The sequence below is a fragment of the Luteibacter rhizovicinus DSM 16549 genome, assembly GCF_001887595.1.
GTDB classification, from domain to species: Bacteria; Pseudomonadota; Gammaproteobacteria; order Xanthomonadales; family Rhodanobacteraceae; genus Luteibacter; species Luteibacter rhizovicinus.
This window is the reverse complement of the sequence record NZ_CP017480.1, coordinates 1,784,690-1,801,334: the sequence shown is the minus strand read 5'-3', so window position 1 is coordinate 1,801,334 and position 16,645 is coordinate 1,784,690. Positions and strand designations below refer to the sequence as shown.

The window sequence follows — 16,645 nt, the reverse complement described above, 5'->3', positions numbered from 1 at the left end:
TCAGGCGGCCTCACCCTCCAACACGAAATACGCCATCTCCTGTCGCAGGATTTCCGCGCTCTCGCGCATCGCGCGGCTGGCGGAGGCCGCCTGTTCCACCAGCACGGCGTTTTCCCGCGTGGTTTCGTCGATACCTTGGATAGCGCCGTTGACGCGCGCGATGTCATCGCTCTGGCCACGGGTAGCGTCCATCACCGAGCCGACCAGGCCGGACAACGCGTTGACCTGCTCGCCGATACCGGTGAGCACGACACCGGCGCGATCGACGGAGGCAGCGCCGGCCTCCACGGCTTGATCGCTATCGGCGATCAAGCCACGGATGTCCTTGGCCGCCGCCGCACAACGTTTGGCCAGCTCGCGCACTTCCGAGGCGACGACCGCGAAGCCACGACCATGCTCGCCGGCGCGTGCGGCTTCGACCGCCGCGTTGAGGGCAAGCAGGTTGGTCTGGAAGGCGAACTGGTCGACGGTGTCGAGCACTTCGGTCATGCGCTCGGTGTGACGGCGGATCTCGCGCATGTTGCCGATGGCGTCCATGGCGACGCGGTGCCCTTCGTCGGTCATCACGCGTGTCTGCGCCACGGCACGGTGCGCCGCGCTCGCATGGCTCAGTCCACCGGCGACGGCACCCGTCATGTCTTCCATCGAGGCCGATGTGGCACGAAGGTGCTCGGACTGGGTGCGCGTGCGGTCGTTCAGGGCATCGTTGCCGTGTTCGATGCCGCTGGCGGCATGGGCCACGTGGTCGGCGCGGTCGCGCACCTGCACGACGACGTTGCCGAGCTGCGCGTCCATGGCAGCCAGGGAGGTCAGCAGCACGCCGATCTCGTCGTTCCGTCCGATGTCGATGCGCGCGCCCAACGTGCCGCGCGCGATGTTCGCTGCCACCTCGGCCGCCTGGCGAAGGCGACGTCCCAGTGAGCGGATGATCGCGATGTCGACCACGCTGGCCAGGAGCAAGGCGATAGCGAGCAGGATGGCCGAGGTAATGCCGCCGCGGCGAATGTCAGCATGCTGTGCTTCCGCTTCGGCCTTGCCGCCGTCCAGGGCGAGCGTGAACAGGTTGGCGAAGTCGCTCTTCAGCGGCACCACGGCGGACTGCACATCGTTCGAGAGCTGCAGCTGGGCGAGATCGTACTGCTCGGCCTTGAGCAGCTCGATCACGTCGTCCACGGCCTTATCCGCTGCCTTGCGGTGTTCGGCGGCGAGGGTAACTCCCTTGCTCTGCGCCTTGCCCAGTCCGCTGGCGGTGAGCGCCTTCCATTGCTTGTCGATGTCGTGGCGATCGCTGCCGATGGCGGTGACCGCGTCGTCGACCGAAGACGGCAGGCGGGTCAGGGTGGCATGTACGAGTGCGTCGAGAAGGTCGTTGTAGTCGTTCTGGATGCGGCCGACGTTGGCCACGGGTGCCAGGGTTTCGTCGACCACGGATTGCAGCCGCAGGTCGGCGGTGCGCAGTTGCAGGCCGCCGACGATCCAGAGGGCGAGAAGAAGAAGGATGGTGGCACCCATGCGCAACAGCAAACGAACGCGCAGGGTCAGCACGGGCAACTCGATTCGGGGAAATCGCATGACGTACTCGGGGGGCGGGGATGCCTCCCTGTTCGGCCGCATATTCGGCAACTTTAGCGTTATTTTTTGCTGATTATGCTTTTATTTCAGTGGCTTGAATATGTCGTTACACGACAGCCGGATGTTGCGCTTCGTAAGTCACCGTATGCAGGCCGCTGCCTGTGTTCTTCGCCACGCGCTTGGCCGACGCGGCGAGGCTCGCCACGGTTTCCGGATCGACCGGATAGGCGTTGACGAAGCACGCCACGCCGACGGCCACCGTGGTGATGGGGAAGAAGCGCTGGTGCCCGTGGCGATCCTCGCTGTCGATGCCACCGCGGGCACGGTCGATCTCGTCGAACAGGTTCCCGCTCATCGCGTTGAAACGCAGGCGCATGCCTTCGCAGCGTGCGGCCCAGTCGTCACCCTGGAAGATAACGAGGAAGTCGTCGCCGCCGATATGGCCGACAAAATCGGCGTCCTGGCGCAGGTCGCCGGTAAGCGTGCTGGCGAGCAGGCGGATCATTTCGTCACCGCGGAAGTAGCCGTACTGGTCGTTGAAGGGCTTGAAGTTGTCGAGGTCGAAATAGGCCGCGGCGAACGGACGGCCTGTCTGTAACAGGCGCACGATGTGTTCGGTCACCGGCAGGTTGCCGGGCAGGAAGGTCAACGGATTGGCGTAGCGCGCCGCCTCTACCCGAATCTCGGTCACCCGGCGCACCAGCGCCTCACCGGTGCCGAGACCGAGGTAACGACCGTGCGAGGTGATGATGAAACCGTCACTGAGATAACGCTGATCTTCGCCGCGCAGGATATCGGCCATGCTTTGCAGCGACATCTCCTCGTCGCAGAGCAGCGGTTCGGGATGCATGAAGCTGGTGCACGGCTTCCGTCCGAACAGCTCGCGCGCGAAGGGCTGCGCCATGCGCTCGGTGAAGGTGCGTCGGTTGACGATGCCGATGGGCAACCCCTGCTCGACGACCGCAATCGCATGCAGACGCGGCTGGGCGGCGAACAGGTCCACGACGTCTTCGTTCGATTGCGTCGGCGACACGCAAGGCGCGTCGATGAGCATGTGGCCGGCCGTGAACGGCCGCGCCGATACTGGCCCGCGCGGTCGCGGAGGGACCGGTACCTGGGTGACGGACAACGCGGCGATGACGTTCGCGGGCGCCTCGATGGTCGAGCCGGCGGAGGGTCGCGCGACCAGGAAGCCTTGCGCGTACGGAATGCCGAGCTCACGCAGCATGAGCAGGTCCGCCTCTTCCTCGACGCCTTCGCCGACGAGCTCGGCGCCCAGCGTTTCCGCCACCGAGATCAGCGCGCGCACGATCGCCAGACGCTCCGCGCTGCGCGCCAGGCCGTTGATGAGGTAACGGTCGATCTTGACGATCTCCGGGTGCACTTCGTTCCACATCTCGAAGTTCGAGTGGCCGTTGCCGAAGTCGTCCAGCGCCACGCGGATGCCGCGCGCGCGAAGAAAGCCAAGCGAGTGCGCCAGCCGCGCGGGATTCTCGACAATGTCGCGCTCGGTGATTTCGATGGTCACCCGACTGAGGTCGAAACCCGGAATGGAGAGGGCCTCGAGCACGTCCTCGGCGCGTACGCCGTCCTGCATGATCGCCTGGGCACTGAGGTTCACCAGCAGACGGCCGGTGAGCGCACGCGCGGCGAAATGGGAGGCGACGCAATGCGCCGCCGCGAGTTCGAATTCGCCGAGGCGTCCCCGTGCCCGCGCGAGGTCGAGGAGGTCGGGTGGCGTCAGGTTGAAGTGCGGCAAGGACGAACGAATCAATCCCTCATGCGCAACCACTTCGCCGGTATCCACGCGAATCACCGGCTGGAAGACCGCCGTCAGCGAATCTCCCGCCAGGGCCTGCTCGATCAACGACGGTTCGCGACCGCCGGTAGGAGTGTTCATGGGCATCGTCATCGGAGGGCCGGGGAACTGCGAGAGGTAACGGCCGGACGCAACGATACTTTAGAAAATCCTTTTGCAATCAGTTATTTCTGTTTTGTTACACCGAACGTTACGCGGCATCGTCGGCGGCGTAGGCGATGTCGCGTTGTGCGCGGAGCTCATCCAGTCGCGCGCTGAGACCCGCGTCGACATGCGCGTAAGCATCGCCGCCCAGAGTCAGGCGACGCGGCATGACGGTCGCGTCGATCGTTTCGATCATCGAGTCGACCATCTTTTCCGGATTGCCGCGCAGCGTGAACGCGCCGGAATCGATGCCGCGACGCAGTTCGCCCGCCGGCGTGTCGTCGTATATCGCCATGGGTTCGGGGCGGACGAGACCTTTGCCGAAGTCCGTTTTCGACGGGCCCGGCTCGACGATGAGGAACTCGATGCCGAAGGACTTCACCTCCTGCAGCACGGATTCGACGAAGCCCTCGATACCCCACTTCGACGCGTGATAGAGGCTGAAGTTGGGATAGGCGATCTGGCCGCCTTCCGAGGATACCTGCACGATGCGACCGCCACCCTGGTCGCGCAGCTTCGGGATGGCGGCGCGAATGACCTGAATAGAACCGATCAGGTTGGTCTCGAGCACGTCACGGATCTGCTCGTCGGTGACCTCTTCCGCCGTACCGAACAGGCCGTAGCCGGCGTTGTTGACGACGACGTCGATGCGCCCCAGGGCGGCGAACGCGGCATCGACGCTGCGCCGGAGGGACGCCGTATCGGTCAGGTCCATCGTCGTGATCCACAGGCGATCGCCGTGCGTCGCCTTGAGATCGTCGAGGGCGCCGGGTTTGCGCAGCGTGGCCGCGACGCGGTCACCGCGAGCGAGCAGCTTCTCGGTCAGGAGACGGCCGAAGCCGGAGGACGTGCCAGTGATAAACCAGGTGGAGTTCATGCGTTACCTCATGGAGTTCGCCACGAAACGCGGCGGTTCACGAGGAAAGCTAGGGGCGAAGGCGCGACAAGACTATCCGCCAGAACGCGGATGAATCGATGCACGAGACAGGACAATCCCGGGACGGCAGGATCAGGCTTCGACGAGCACCTGGCTGTCGAGGTTCCAGCGGTCGACCACATAGGCGCCACCAGCCACCATGAGCGGCGTGTACGCGCAGTTGCCGTGGCGATAGCTGGCGTAGTCGCCGCCGTCGCGCAGGGCGCCAAGCAGAGCCGTGAGGCAATGGCCATGGGTAATGACAGCGACGCTTCGGTACGGCAGCGCGCAAACGGCCTCGAGCGCGGGAAGCGCCCGCTGTGCGACCTCGTGCAAGGATTCGCTACCACCCGCTGCGGCGAGCGGATCGTGACCACGAACGACCGCGGCCCATTGGGGATCCTCGACGAGGGCCTCGGCGACGGAACGGCCTTCGAGTTCACCAAAGGCGCGCTCGACGAAGCGCTCGTCGACGCTGACCTCGCAGCCGATGATCTCTGCAACGACCTGGGCGGTGTGCAGCGCGCGGCCGAGTGTCGACGAGACCACATGCTCGACACCGCGCGCGGCGAGCGTACGGCCGAGGGCGCGTGCCTGCTCGATACCGGCCGCCGTGAGCGGGCTATCGGCACGGCCCTGCGCACGACCCGCGATGTTCCATTCCGTCTCGCCATGGCGGGCGAGGATCAGGTGTTCGAGCATCGCGTGGGGTCCGTGCAGGGGTGGGGAGCGGCGTAGTTTAGTCCCTTCACCGCAGCTGGCTATCCTTGCTGCCGCGACGGTTGTAGCCGCTGAAGCTGGCTTCGTCGCGATCGGCCTGCTCCTGGCAGGTCACGCACAAGCGCACGCCCGGCACCGCCTTGCGGCGTGCCTCGGGAATCGGCTGGTCGCATGCCTCGCAGCGCTCGAGGCTCGGCCCCTTGGGCAGGTGGCTGCGCGCCCGCTTCACCGCGTCGTCGATGGTCGCGTCGATCTGGTCCTGCACGGCGGTATCGCCCGCCCATCCGGTTGCCATGGGTCACCTCCCGGTGGCTTGCCTCAAGCTACCGATATGGTGCCAAGTCCTTGGTTCCAAAGGGCGTGACAGACTGGTGAGGAACCTCGCTTTATGTGGAACCTCTCTTTGATGTGGGACCTCTCTTTATGTGGGAGCCGATTCATCGGCGATGCTCCTGTCAGCCCGGAGACGCCCGCACAAAGTCCACGAACGCCTTGAGCACCGCAGGCAACTGTCGCCGCCCCGGGTAATAAAGAAACAACCCTGGGTGGTACTGGCACCAGTCTTCAAGGACGCGAATCAGGCGCCCTGCCGCGATATCGTCCTCAACGGCCTTCTCGAACACGAACGCGAGGCCGGCACCATCCAGCGCGGCCTGCGCACAAAGGCTCATCTCGCGCAGGATCAGCGGGCCGTCGACGTGGATCTCCAGCTCGATACCGCCGCGTTCGAAATCCCAGTGGTACATCGCGCCGCTGGGAAAGCGTTGTCGGATGCACGGCAGGCCACGCAGGTCCTCGGGCGTCACGGGTTTGCCGTACCTCGCGAACACCTCCGGCGTCGCCACCACCGCCGAGCGCATGCGCGGGACCAGCGGCACGGCGATCATGTCGCCCTCGATGCGCTCGCCGAAACGCACGCCCACGTCGAAGCCTTCCGACACCACGTCGATCAGCGCGTCGTCGCTGACGATCTCCACCTCGACGTCCGGGTGGGCGGCGATGAAGCGGGTCACCAGGGGCATGACCGCGAGCCGCGCGGCGATGAGACCGACGCTGATGCGCAACTTGCCAGCCACCCGACCCTGCGAAGCATTGAGGTCGTCGAGGGCGTCGTCGATGTCGCGAAACGCCGGACCAATCCTGCCGACGAGGCGCTCGCCGGCCTCGGTCAGCGCCACGCTGCGCGTGGTGCGATTGAGCAGCCGGACGCCGAGGCGTTCCTCGATACCGCGAATGGTGTGGCTCAGCGCCGACGGCGAGACGCCGAGATCCACGGCGGCCCGGCTGAAGCTGAGTTGCCGGGCGACGGCGAGAAAGCTCACGAGGTCGGCTGGCTTGATGCCGCGCATTACTGAATGCTCCTCATAAACCCATGCGATTCTTTTGGGATTATCACATGAAAGATCCCGGCCCAGACTCTCTCCACGCACTCACCCCACCCGCTAGGAGAAGTCATCATGCGTACCTGGTTCATTACCGGCGCCGGCCGTGGCTTTGGCGCCCTGATCGTTGAAGAAGCCCTATCCCGCGGCGACAACGTCGTCGCTACCACCCGCGATCCCTCCGGGCTGATCGCACGCTATGCGGATCAGCCTCGTCTGCTGGCCCTGCCGCTCGACGTGACCGACGAGCAACAGGCCCACGCAGCCGCCGCCGAGGCCGTGCGCCGCTTCGGCCGGATCGATGTGCTGGTCAACAACGCCGGTTATGGGCTGCTCTCGGCCGTGGAGGAAGCCAGCGCCGAGGAGATCGTCAATCAGTACCGGACCAACGTCTTCGGCGTGCTGGCCGTGACCCGTGCCGTACTTCCGCACATGCGCCGCCAGCGCGCCGGTCACGTGATGAACATCTCGTCGATCGGCGGTTACAGCGCCTACCAGGGCTGGGGTGTTTATGGGTCGACCAAGTTCGCCATCGAAGGCATCACCGAAGCGATGGCCATGGAGCTGAAGCCGCTGGGGATTCATGCGACGGTGGTCGAGCCGGGGTTCTTCCGCACCGACTTCCTCGACGAGCGCTCGCTGCATCGATCGGCCAACGTGATCGAGGATTACGACGAAACCGTGGGTGCGATGCGCCGCCTGGCGACGGAGGTGAACCATGCGCAGCCGGGCAATCCCGCGATGCTGGCCAAGGCGCTGATGGTGCTGGCCGATGCCGAGCGGCCGCCGGTGAGGTTGCCGCTGGGAAGCGATACGGTGGCGCGCATCGAGGCGAAGCATCGCTCGGTCGCCGAGGAGTTGGCGCAGTGGCGGGAGCTGGCGTTGTCGACGGATTTTTGATCGGTCGAAAGCAATCGCCGATGAATCGGCTCCCACAGGGGTTAGGTGTGGGAGCCGATTTATCGGCGATGCCGGCGTCAGCCGGCGCGAGGCTCGTCGTAGATACCGAACTCGGTAATGCCCGGCTGCTTGCCGACAACGCTCAAGCGCACACGACTCGCCGTGGTCCGCTGCACGTCATGAAACTGATAGTGCGCAGGCTTCACGCCAGCGACGACCTCCACCCATGCACCATCCCGCTCCACCTCGACCTTGTAGCTCGCAATGCGGCTCGTCTCGCCATACTCCTCCGCGCCGAGGGCCTCGACGATCGATAGCGTGTTGAACGACACCGGCTGTTCGAAGCGCACCTCGATCCAGGCGTCGGTCTTGCCACGATCGGCCAGCCAGTAACTGCGGAAGTTGTCGTCGAAAGCCTGGTCCGGGCCGACGGCCTCGTCGCTCGCGCTGGCCCATGCGGGCTTGCCGGCGGCGAGATCCGGCGTGGTGATGGTGACCGAGCGTCCGATCGTCGGTGCCGGTCCGCTGTTCTTCCACAGCCCGCCGATCTCAGCGAGACGGGCGACCGCGTTGTCGTCGAAACGACCGTCGCGGTTCGGCGCCACGTTGAGGATCAGGTTGCAGTGGTTGTCGTTGAACGGTCGCAGCCAATCGTCGACGATGGTCCTGGCCGACGCGAGTTCCGAGGTCGGATACGCCTTCTTCCAGAACCAGTCGCTCTGCAAGGTCGTGCCCGATTGCGAAGGCACCGGGCTATTCGGCGGAATCTTCTGCCCCGCGTGTTGTTCGTACTGCTTGATGTCGGTGTAGTAGAGCGCCGTGCCCGGGTAGCTGCCTGCATTGTGGTCGGTGACCAGGCAGTCGGGCTGCAGTGTCTTCACCAGATCGTAGATCTCGCGGTACGGCAGTTCGGCATAGGAGATGCGCGACCAGGCCGCGTTCCAGCCGTCGAGGATCAGTGCGGTAAGAGGACCGTACTGGGTCAGGATCTCGGTGAGCTGCGCCTTGATCAGCGCGATCTTCTCCGGCGTGACCGTGCGTGCGCGGATATCGGCGCGCAGGTCGAGAATGGAAAAATACAGGCAGACCTTCAGGCCCGCCTTGCGGAACGAATCGACGTAACGTCGAACCACGTCATGCGGATACGACGACTGCATGATGTTGGCACTGCCGGTTTTCGTCGGCCAGAGACAGAAGCCGTCGTGGTGCTTGGTGGTAAAACACGCGTAGCCCATGTTCGCCGACTTGGCCGCCCTCGCCCACTGGTCCGTGTCGAGATGCTTCGGATCGAACAGTTTGGGTGAGAGCGTCGGGTCGCCCCATTCGCGCTCTTCGAACGTAGCCATGTTCAAGTGGATGAACATGCCGAAGCGCAGGTCGAGGAAGGCTTGCTGCAGCGTCTGAAGCCGTTGCGGATCGACCGCGACATGCCCGCCCACGGGCATGGGCGATGGCTTTGGCGCCGTCGGGCCGGATGCGGCCAACGCCTGCGTGGCGGACCACGTTCCACTTCCGATGACGCTGGCTATCGCCAGCGTCTTGGCAAATTCACGTCGGTTCAACGGCCGCACTCCGCATGGGATGACGACCGACTTTCGCTGGCATCGCCGTGGCTGTCAAACGGCAGCGGGATATTCCGTGACGTTCAGCGGAATAATTGCACTGCGATCAGGACCAGGAGAAAGATCAGGACCAGAAGCACCGCGTACAGCGCCCAGAAGATACCCTTGGGCGCGTCTTCGATGACGCCGGTGCGCTGCCAGTTGGCGATGCGGGTCAGTTGCCCCTGGAGATACCAGGTCGTGAAGAAGAACAGCGTCACCCCGCCGATGTCCATGGGCAGGCCGCGTTCGATGCCGAAACGCTTCAGCGACGAGGACATCGAGAAGTAGCCCGCGTAGATGAATACGATATCGACCAGTTGCAAGCCATAACCCAGCGCCGTGTAGCGATTGCCGAGTCCCGCGGCAAAGCCACATGCGATCCCGATGATGAAGTACGTCGTCGCACTGCTACGTGGGTCGATCTTCTTCACCCATGTCGACTGCACGAACATCCAGACCAGGACGAAGATGCCCAGCGTCAGTACGCTGAGCAAGGCGACCCAGCCCCAGTGCAGCGACGGTGCGACAGGTACATCGTCGCGCGGGACAACGGCGACTGGTGCGCGCGGCGTCAGCCCTGGCGGCGGCGCTTCGAACGACGGTGGCTCAGCGACGGCGTCGTCCACCGGGTTCTCACGCAGGAAGGTGTCCAGCGGCAGCCATTCCATCATGCCTTCGCGCCAGCAGAGCGTGCCGCTGTCGAGGATGCCCTGCTGCTGCCAGCGTTTGACGGTTGCGCCGGTGTACGGCCCGAACCGTTGGCCGTTCAAGCCAAGCCAGATCTGTGCGTCTTCCAATCGCCTGCCCCTGTTTCCGTGTGGTGGTCACCGCGCGGCCATCATACATAGCGACGGCTACCGCGTCAGAGGGTGTCGAAATGCGTCGGTGACGCGTCGCGGAAGTGGTCGACGAGCATGCCGACAAAGGCCGAGACCTTGCCCGCCACGTGCCGTTGCGGTGGATACAGCGCCCATACTTCGATGGACCGGCCCTCCACCTCGCCCCAGGAGGTCAATGCGCCGCTGGCGATGTCGTCGCCAATCAGCGAGGCCGGCATCATGGCCGCGCCGACGCCTTCGCGCACGGCGTCATACACCAGGGCCATCGACGAAAGGCGGACGATCTCCTGCGGCAGCATCGTCGTCGGCCGCCCTTCGGCAACGAGCCGCCATGCCGACAGCTGGCTGCCACCCAGCATGATGGCCGGGAACGTTCCGCCGTCCGCGGGCTGTGGCAGCGACGGTGCTGCGGCGACGACGAGACGGTCACGCAGGAAGCAACGACCGGCGAGGTCGGTCGAGGGCGCCGGGTTCGCGCGGATCACGACATCGAAGCCCTCCTTGAGCGGGTCGACGAAGCGATCGTCGACGACCACCTCGAGATGCACGGCCGGGAAGTTCATCGCGAACCGGGCCGCGAGCCGCCCGAGGCCGCGGTGCGCGAACAGCACCGGCGCGCTGACGCGAAGCGCGCCACGCGGCGCACCCGCCCGGGCCACCAGCCCCTCGGCGACGTCTTCGATGCGACCGAGCATGGCGTGTGCCTCGGCGTGCAAGGTGGCCCCCTCTTCGGTCAGCCGGAACGGCCGGGCGCCGCGCTCGATCAACCGGACGCCGAGCGCGTCTTCCAGCTCCCGAACCCGTCGGGACAGGGTCGCCTTGGGCCGTCCCGTGGCGCGGCTGGCCGCGCCGAAGCCGCCGTGAAGCGCCACGACATCGAAATCGGCCAGGGCGAGCAGATCCATACGTGTTCCATGAGTGAGACAAAGTGTCCCGATTCTGCGTCTTTCGTCCTCGATATGGAACGCCCACTCTTGGATTCATCCACCAACCAGGAGTTGATCATGAGCATTCTCGTTACTGGCGCCACGGGCAACATCGGTTCCGCCGTCACCGCGCGACTGGCCGAGGCCGGCGCCGAGGTGCGCGCCCTCACCCGCAACCCGGACACGCTGAAGGCGCCCCAAGGCGTTCGCGCCGTGGCAGGCGATCTTACCGATGTCGCTTCCGTACGCGCCGCACTCGAGGGCGTCGACACCCTCTTCCTGCTCAATGCCGTCACGCCCGACGAGCTGACGCAGGGGCTGGCCACACTCGGCCTGGCCCGTGACGCCGGCATTCGCCGCATCGTCTATCTCTCGGTACTCAATGGTGATCGCTTTGCCGACGTGCCCCATTTCACCGTGAAGTACGCCATCGAGCGCGCGATCGAGCAGTTCGACCTGCCCGCGACCGTGCTGCGCCCCTCGTACTTCATGCAGAACGACGCGAGCCTGCAGGTGCCGCTCACCGCGCACGGGGTGTACCCGATGGCGCTCGGCAAGGTCGGCGTGTCGATGGTGGATATCCGCGACATCGCGGATATCGCGGCAGCCGCGTTGCTCCGTCGCGAGCGTGCTTCCGGCGCGCTGCCGCGCGAAGTGATCGAACTGGCAGGGCCCGACGCACTCACCGGTGAATCGGCCGCGCGACTCTGGAGCGAGATACTCGCCCGCCCCGTCGCCTACGGCGGTGACGACCTCGATGCCGCCGAGGCCGCCATCGCGCGCAACGCGCCGTCCTGGGCGGCGTACGACCTGCGTCTGATGCTCGCCCGCTTCCAGTCGGACGGCATGCTGGCCAAGGCGTCCGCGACGGACATCATGACCTCGCTGCTCGGCCGCGCACCGCGCAACTACCGCGATTTTGCACGTGAAACCGCGGCCACCTGGAAGCAGGCGTAACGCGGAGGGCTCAGGCTGCCGCCTTCATCGCCGCGATGTCGATCTTCTTCATCTGCATGAGGGCGGCGACCGAGCCAGGGTTCTGCACCAGGGCTTCGATGTCGTCTGGGACGATCTGCCAGGACAGGCCGTACTTGTCCTTGAGCCAGCCGCAGGCTTGGGCCTGCGGATCGCCACCGGCGGAAAGCTTGTCCCAGTAGTGGTCGATCTCCGCTTGGTCGTGGCAGCGCACGACCAGCGAGAGCGCCTCGGTAAACGTGAAGATCGGGCCACCGTTGAGCGCGGTCACCTGTTGGCCGTCGAGCTCGAAAGCGGCCGTCATGACCGAGTCCACCGGGCGGCCGGACGCTTGCGCCGCCTCCCGGGTGTAGCGGGTGACGCTGGTGACCCGCGAGTTCGGGAAAATCGAGACGTAGTAGTTCGCGGCCTCTTCGGCCTGGGTATCGAACCAGAGGAAAGGCGTGATGCGCTGAAAACGACCTGACATGGGAGGCTCCTCCAGGGCCGCGACATGGGCCCTCATGGAAACGTCGAATAGGCCAAAGGCGGATCGACAGGACTTAAGGCAGGGGCCGGCGCGCCCCGCCATCGCCTAGCATGCTCCGGGGAAAGGAGCATGGCGATGACAACGGAACAATGGCTCACGCAGGGCATCGACACCGCCTGGCGGATCCTGCTGGTGTGGTGGCTATGGAGCGCCTGGGGTAACAAGACCGCCGCGCGCGGCGAGCCGTGGTTGACCCGGCTAGCCTTTTACTGGCTCCCGCTGGCGGTCGCTTTCGTCCTGCTCGGCCCCGGTGAATGGTATGGCCATACCTGGCTGCGTGAGGGCATCGTGCCGCACACGGTGCCTTTTTTCGCCATCGCTTTCGTGCTCGTCGTGACGGGTGTCGCGCTGGCGATCTGGTCTCGAGTGCTGCTCGGACGCAACTGGAGCAGCGTGGTGCAGATCAAGCACGATCATGTGCTGATCGAGGCTGGCCCTTACCGTTACGTTCGCCATCCCATCTATACCGGCATCCTGCTGGCCTTCATCGGCACGGCCGTGAAGGTGGGGGATGTGCGCGGCATCTTCGCGGTGCTGATCGTGTTCGCTTCGTTCTGGCGCAAGCTGCGCATGGAGGAGCGCATGCTCGGCGAGACGTTTGGCGAGGCGTACTCGGCATATAAACGCCGAACCAGGGCGTTGATACCCGGCCTTCTCTAGAACGCCCCGGCGCCGTATGCAGCGCTCAGGCGATCGGGTCGGTCTTGTGCTGGGGATCGCCTGAGCCCGTGTTGACGGGCTCGACAGGCTTGGGACCGTCGCCGTGCGTGGGGTCGCCGGAGCCGGTGGTCGGTTCATCGTAAGTGTCGCGCTCTTTCATGGCAGCCTCCGCGTCGCGAAACCCAAGCAGATCACTAGCGCTGTCAACGTCACGTCCAAGGCGGCCATGCCCTTGTCACGCTAGGCTGTAGCGATGAGCAACCCCGATACGCCTCCTTGCGACGACCCGACCGGCAGCGACGCGGTCCCTTGTAGCGAATCCGCCCGACGCTGGACCCTGGTCGCCGCCGTGGTCGGCTCGGGCATGGCCTTCGTCGACGGCACCATCGTGAACGTCGCCCTCCCCGCCATCCAGCGCGCCATGAACGCGACCACCGCCGACGCGCAATGGGTGATGGAAAGTTATGCCCTGCTCGTCTCCGCCCTGCTGTTGGTGGGTGGGGTGCTCGGCGATCACTATGGGCGACGGCGTGTCTTCGTCATCGGCGCGGTGGTGTTTACGCTCGCTTCGCTGGGATGCGCCGCGTCGGCGAATGTGGCATGGCTGATCGGCATGCGCGCCCTGCAGGGGGCGGGGGCGGCCTTGCTCATTCCGGGTAGTCTCGCGTTGCTCAGCTCCGCCTACCCGAAGGAGCGACGGGGTGCCGCCATCGGGACGTGGTCGGCGTTCAGTGGCATCACCGCCGCCATCGGTCCCGTCCTCGGTGGCTTCCTCGTCGAACACGCGTCGTGGCACTGGGCGTTCCTGGTCAATCTCCCGCTGGGCATCCTGCTGGTCGTCGTCTGTTTCTGGCGGGTGCCGGAAAGCAAGGGGATGAATAGCGGGCACATCGATATCGCCGGAGCCGTCCTCGCGACGATCGGCCTGGCGGGCGTCGTTTACGCCTTCATCGAGGCGCCGTTGCAGGGATGGTTTTCCGCAGGCGTGATGATCTCCGTGATCGTCGGAATCGTCGGACTGGTGGCCTTCGTCATCGTCGAGATGCGCATCGCCGCGCCGATGCTGCCCCTCGGTCTGTTTCGCGATCGCGACTTTGCCGGCGCCAACGTGCTCACCCTGCTGCTCTACGCGTCGCTCGGCGGCAGCATGTTCTTCGTTCCCCTGAACCTGATCCAGGTGCAGGGTTATGGGGCGACGGCGGCGGGCGCCTCGTTGCTGCCCTTCATCGCCATCATGTTCCTGCTCTCGCGATGGACAGGGCGACTCGTCGATGTCGTCGGCGCACGCCTGCCGCTGATCGTCGGCCCGACCATCGCCGCCGCGGGCTTTGCGCTCTACGCGCTGCCCGGCGTCGGCGGTTCCTACTGGACGACGTTCTTCCCGGCCGCCTGCGTGCTCGGCCTGGGCATGAGCATCACCATCGCACCGCTGACGACCACCGTGATGAACGCGCTCGACCCCGCGCTGGCCGGCACGGCCTCGGGTGTGAACAACGCCGTCTCCCGCGTGGCCGGCCTGCTCGCTATCGCGGTGTTTGGCATCGTGCTGACGCAGGGCTTCGACGCAGCGCTGCAGACCGGACTGAAAGACGTGCCGGCCGATGTCGCGCAGAGCGTGATGGCACAGAAGGCGAAGCTGGCGGGTATGCAGCTGACGAACGAGGCGGCGCGGCAGGCGGTCGATGCCGCGTTCGTCGCGGGATTCCGGCGCGTCATGGTGCTGTCGGCCGGCTTGGCCGTGCTATCCGCCGTCGCAGCCGGCCTCATGATCCGCCCCGTCAAGAAAACATAGGGACGGATTCATCGGCAAATGTGGGAGCCGCTTCAGCGGCGATGGGTGCTCGCGGAAAATCTGGCCCGCTGCGGCGGGATCGCCGATGAATCGGCTCCCACAGGGTAATCGCGAGCACCCTATCGCCGATGAATCGGCTCCCACACGGAGCGAGGCAGCGCTTTAGAAGCCTTTCTGGATCTGCACCCAGGCGCGCGTGTCGTGGGACTCACCGGCGAGTTCGGGACGCACGCCGATCGGGTGCGACACGTCGGCGCTCAGCGACCACTGGTCGTCGCCCTGCCAGCGCATGCCGAGGCCGATGTCCTGCATATGCGCGCTGTTGGTACCCGGTGCGAACCGGTCCTTGTAGATCGTCACGTGGCCGGCGTCGGCGAAAGCCAGGGCCGTCAGACTACCGGGCAGGCCGAGGTGCAGGCTGCGACGGAACTCGAGGTTGACCATCTGGCCCTGTGTACCCGCCAGCACGCCGGTGTCGTAACCGCGGACGTTGTTGGCACCGCCGAGATAGAACTGCTCGGCGGTATCGAGGTTCTTGTTTGCCCACTGGCCCTGGAAACCGAGATACACCGCATTGTTCTCGGAAAGCTGCTGCAGACGGCTGATCGAGGCGGTGTACTTCAGGTAGTGCCCTCTCGTCTGCGTGCTGATCGCATCGATGAACTGCGCGAAGGCATCGTCGAATCCGAGCAAACCGTAGGTTGCGGAAACATTGAAGTTGGTGACGCCATGCGTATCGCGCTGATCGCCCGCGAGGGTGCCGGTCCAGCCATAGGTGTGGCGCAGCGTGCGCAAGCCGACGATGTCGATCGAATCGTTGAGATGACGACGATCGTAGCCAAGCTGGCCGTACAGGTTTCCATCGGTGGACCGAATGAACGGATGACTGATGAACAGGCTGGCAACCTGGGCCGTGCCGTGCGCATCGAGCACCCGCAGATCACCCTTGAGCTTGTAGTCGAGTGAGGAGACGGAGGCACCGAGCACGGTACCTTCGCCGTTGAGGAGATACCGATAGCCGAGGCGGCCGTAGTTCATGTTCGAGCCCGCGGATAACGCAGTGGCATCGAGCAGGTCGCCCTGGTGGAACAGGCCGTTGACGTTGAACGTGCCGGTGAGCCGCGCACGGCCGGTGTACTGGTTGCCGTAGTCGTCGAGCGCGACCAGGCCGGTGTAGCGCGGACGATCGTCGGCGCGAACGGCGAGGTCCGAGGTGCCCGGCTCGTCACCGGGACGGAGTGCCGACGTCTCCATCACACCGGGAATGTCGCCGAGCAGGAGCAGGCTGCGATCGAAACCGTGCGCGCTGATCGGTGCACCACTGGTGAGCGGATCGAGCGTCGCCTTCAAGGGACCGTCGTGCGTGGCGCTATGGTTCTCGAACACCACCTTGCCCAAACGCGCCTCCTGCACGGCGATGCGCACGGTGCCACCGCTGAGCGTCTGCGCAGGAACATAGGCCAGCGTAAGCGGGTAACCCTTCGCGCGGTACTCGGCGGTGATGCGATCGGCCAGCGCATTGAGCTCGCGCAGCGTGATGTCCTTGCCTTCGCCAGACGCGACCAGCGCATGCAACTGGTCCACAGGGATCAGGGTGGCCCCGGTGATCTCGATGGTCGTCACGTGGAAGGGCGCGCTGTCGCCCTGGTCGGCTCTGGCCTGGGGTGTCAGCTTGAGACCGGTGTCGTCGGACTTCGACGGCGGCGGGGTCACGGGCACCTGCCGCAACAGATCGCCGCTCTGCGGCGGACGGACTTGCGCGCCAGCCGTGGAAGCGAGCGCGAGGAGGATGCATGCACCGAGAACGTTCGCGGCGCGCTTGGAGAGAATGGCCATGGTCATCAGGAGTTCGATACGAAGGAGGGAA

Annotated in this window: 16 protein-coding genes; 4 read left to right on the top strand and 12 right to left on the bottom strand. The window is 65.4% G+C overall.

The annotated features are described in order from the left end of the window. The 6 genes from BJI69_RS08125 to BJI69_RS08100 all read right to left on the bottom strand — a co-directional run bounded on the left by BJI69_RS08125 (nt 1) and on the right by BJI69_RS08100 (nt 6,520). Complete coding sequence (locus tag BJI69_RS08125; protein ID WP_052767260.1) at nt 1-1,572, bottom strand: methyl-accepting chemotaxis protein; 1,572 nt, start codon at nt 1,570-1,572, stop codon at nt 1-3. 106 nt (nt 1,573-1,678) lie between these two features. Further along, complete coding sequence (locus BJI69_RS08120) at nt 1,679-3,472, bottom strand: GGDEF domain-containing protein (protein WP_046968376.1); 1,794 nt, start codon at nt 3,470-3,472, stop codon at nt 1,679-1,681. Nucleotides 3,473-3,581: 109 nt separating this feature from the next. Next, on the bottom strand, nt 3,582-4,412 hold the full coding sequence (locus BJI69_RS08115) for an SDR family oxidoreductase (RefSeq protein WP_046968377.1): 831 nt from the start codon (nt 4,410-4,412) through the stop codon (nt 3,582-3,584). Between the two features lie 132 nt (nt 4,413-4,544). Further along, nucleotides 4,545-5,153 carry a histidine phosphatase family protein gene (locus BJI69_RS08110; RefSeq protein ID WP_052767261.1) on the bottom strand — a complete coding sequence of 203 codons (609 nt, stop codon included), beginning with the start codon at nt 5,151-5,153 and terminating at the stop codon, nt 4,545-4,547. A 46-nt stretch (nt 5,154-5,199) separates the two neighbouring features. Continuing rightward, nucleotides 5,200-5,466 carry a DksA/TraR family C4-type zinc finger protein gene (locus BJI69_RS08105; RefSeq protein ID WP_046968378.1) on the bottom strand — a complete coding sequence of 89 codons (267 nt, stop codon included), beginning with the start codon at nt 5,464-5,466 and terminating at the stop codon, nt 5,200-5,202. Nucleotides 5,467-5,626: 160 nt separating this feature from the next. Continuing rightward, entirely contained in the window at nt 5,627-6,520 is an 894-nt protein-coding gene (locus BJI69_RS08100; RefSeq protein ID WP_046968379.1) for a LysR family transcriptional regulator, read from the bottom strand. Between the two features lie 108 nt (nt 6,521-6,628). Here BJI69_RS08100 and BJI69_RS08095 point away from each other — a divergent pair, with 108 nt between their 5' ends. Then, nucleotides 6,629-7,453, top strand: coding sequence for an oxidoreductase (locus BJI69_RS08095; protein WP_046968380.1), 825 nt, complete (start codon nt 6,629-6,631; stop codon nt 7,451-7,453). Between the two features lie 77 nt (nt 7,454-7,530). On the opposite strand, the gene BJI69_RS08090 is transcribed toward BJI69_RS08095, so the two are convergent. The 3 genes from BJI69_RS08090 to BJI69_RS08080 all read right to left on the bottom strand — a co-directional run bounded on the left by BJI69_RS08090 (nt 7,531) and on the right by BJI69_RS08080 (nt 10,801). Further along, on the bottom strand, nt 7,531-9,015 hold the full coding sequence (locus BJI69_RS08090; protein ID WP_052767262.1) for an alpha-L-fucosidase: 1,485 nt from the start codon (nt 9,013-9,015) through the stop codon (nt 7,531-7,533). An 83-nt stretch (nt 9,016-9,098) separates the two neighbouring features. Beyond that, on the bottom strand, nt 9,099-9,854 hold the full coding sequence (locus BJI69_RS08085) for a DUF4339 domain-containing protein (RefSeq protein ID WP_046968381.1): 756 nt from the start codon (nt 9,852-9,854) through the stop codon (nt 9,099-9,101). A 65-nt stretch (nt 9,855-9,919) separates the two neighbouring features. After that, complete coding sequence (locus BJI69_RS08080; RefSeq protein WP_046968382.1) at nt 9,920-10,801, bottom strand: LysR family transcriptional regulator; 882 nt, start codon at nt 10,799-10,801, stop codon at nt 9,920-9,922. Nucleotides 10,802-10,900: 99 nt separating this feature from the next. Here BJI69_RS08080 and BJI69_RS08075 point away from each other — a divergent pair, with 99 nt between their 5' ends. Further along, on the top strand, nt 10,901-11,779 hold the full coding sequence (locus tag BJI69_RS08075) for an SDR family NAD(P)-dependent oxidoreductase (protein ID WP_046968425.1): 879 nt from the start codon (nt 10,901-10,903) through the stop codon (nt 11,777-11,779). A gap of 10 nt (nt 11,780-11,789) precedes the next feature. Here the strand turns inward: BJI69_RS08075 and BJI69_RS08070 are convergent, their stop codons facing one another. Continuing rightward, the gene (locus BJI69_RS08070) at nt 11,790-12,266 is read right to left on the bottom strand and encodes a VOC family protein (RefSeq protein WP_046968383.1); all 477 of its coding nucleotides are present in this window, start codon (nt 12,264-12,266) and stop codon (nt 11,790-11,792) included. Nucleotides 12,267-12,395: 129 nt separating this feature from the next. Between BJI69_RS08070 and BJI69_RS08065 the strand changes: the two genes are divergently transcribed. Beyond that, nucleotides 12,396-12,986: a methyltransferase family protein gene (locus tag BJI69_RS08065; protein ID WP_244890715.1), complete on the top strand. Its 591-nt coding sequence runs from the start codon at nt 12,396-12,398 to the stop codon at nt 12,984-12,986. A gap of 25 nt (nt 12,987-13,011) precedes the next feature. Here BJI69_RS08065 and BJI69_RS23020 read toward each other — a convergent pair whose 3' ends face one another. Beyond that, nucleotides 13,012-13,146 (bottom strand): hypothetical protein, encoded by a 135-nt coding sequence (locus BJI69_RS23020; RefSeq protein ID WP_280136195.1) that lies wholly within the window; start codon nt 13,144-13,146, stop codon nt 13,012-13,014. 93 nt (nt 13,147-13,239) lie between these two features. Between BJI69_RS23020 and BJI69_RS08060 the strand changes: the two genes are divergently transcribed. Next, nucleotides 13,240-14,778, top strand: coding sequence for a DHA2 family efflux MFS transporter permease subunit (locus BJI69_RS08060; RefSeq protein WP_046968385.1), 1,539 nt, complete (start codon nt 13,240-13,242; stop codon nt 14,776-14,778). A 162-nt stretch (nt 14,779-14,940) separates the two neighbouring features. Here BJI69_RS08060 and BJI69_RS08055 read toward each other — a convergent pair whose 3' ends face one another. Next, entirely contained in the window at nt 14,941-16,620 is a 1,680-nt protein-coding gene (locus BJI69_RS08055) for a ShlB/FhaC/HecB family hemolysin secretion/activation protein (RefSeq protein WP_053057107.1), read from the bottom strand. Between the last annotated feature and the right edge of the window lie 25 nt (nt 16,621-16,645).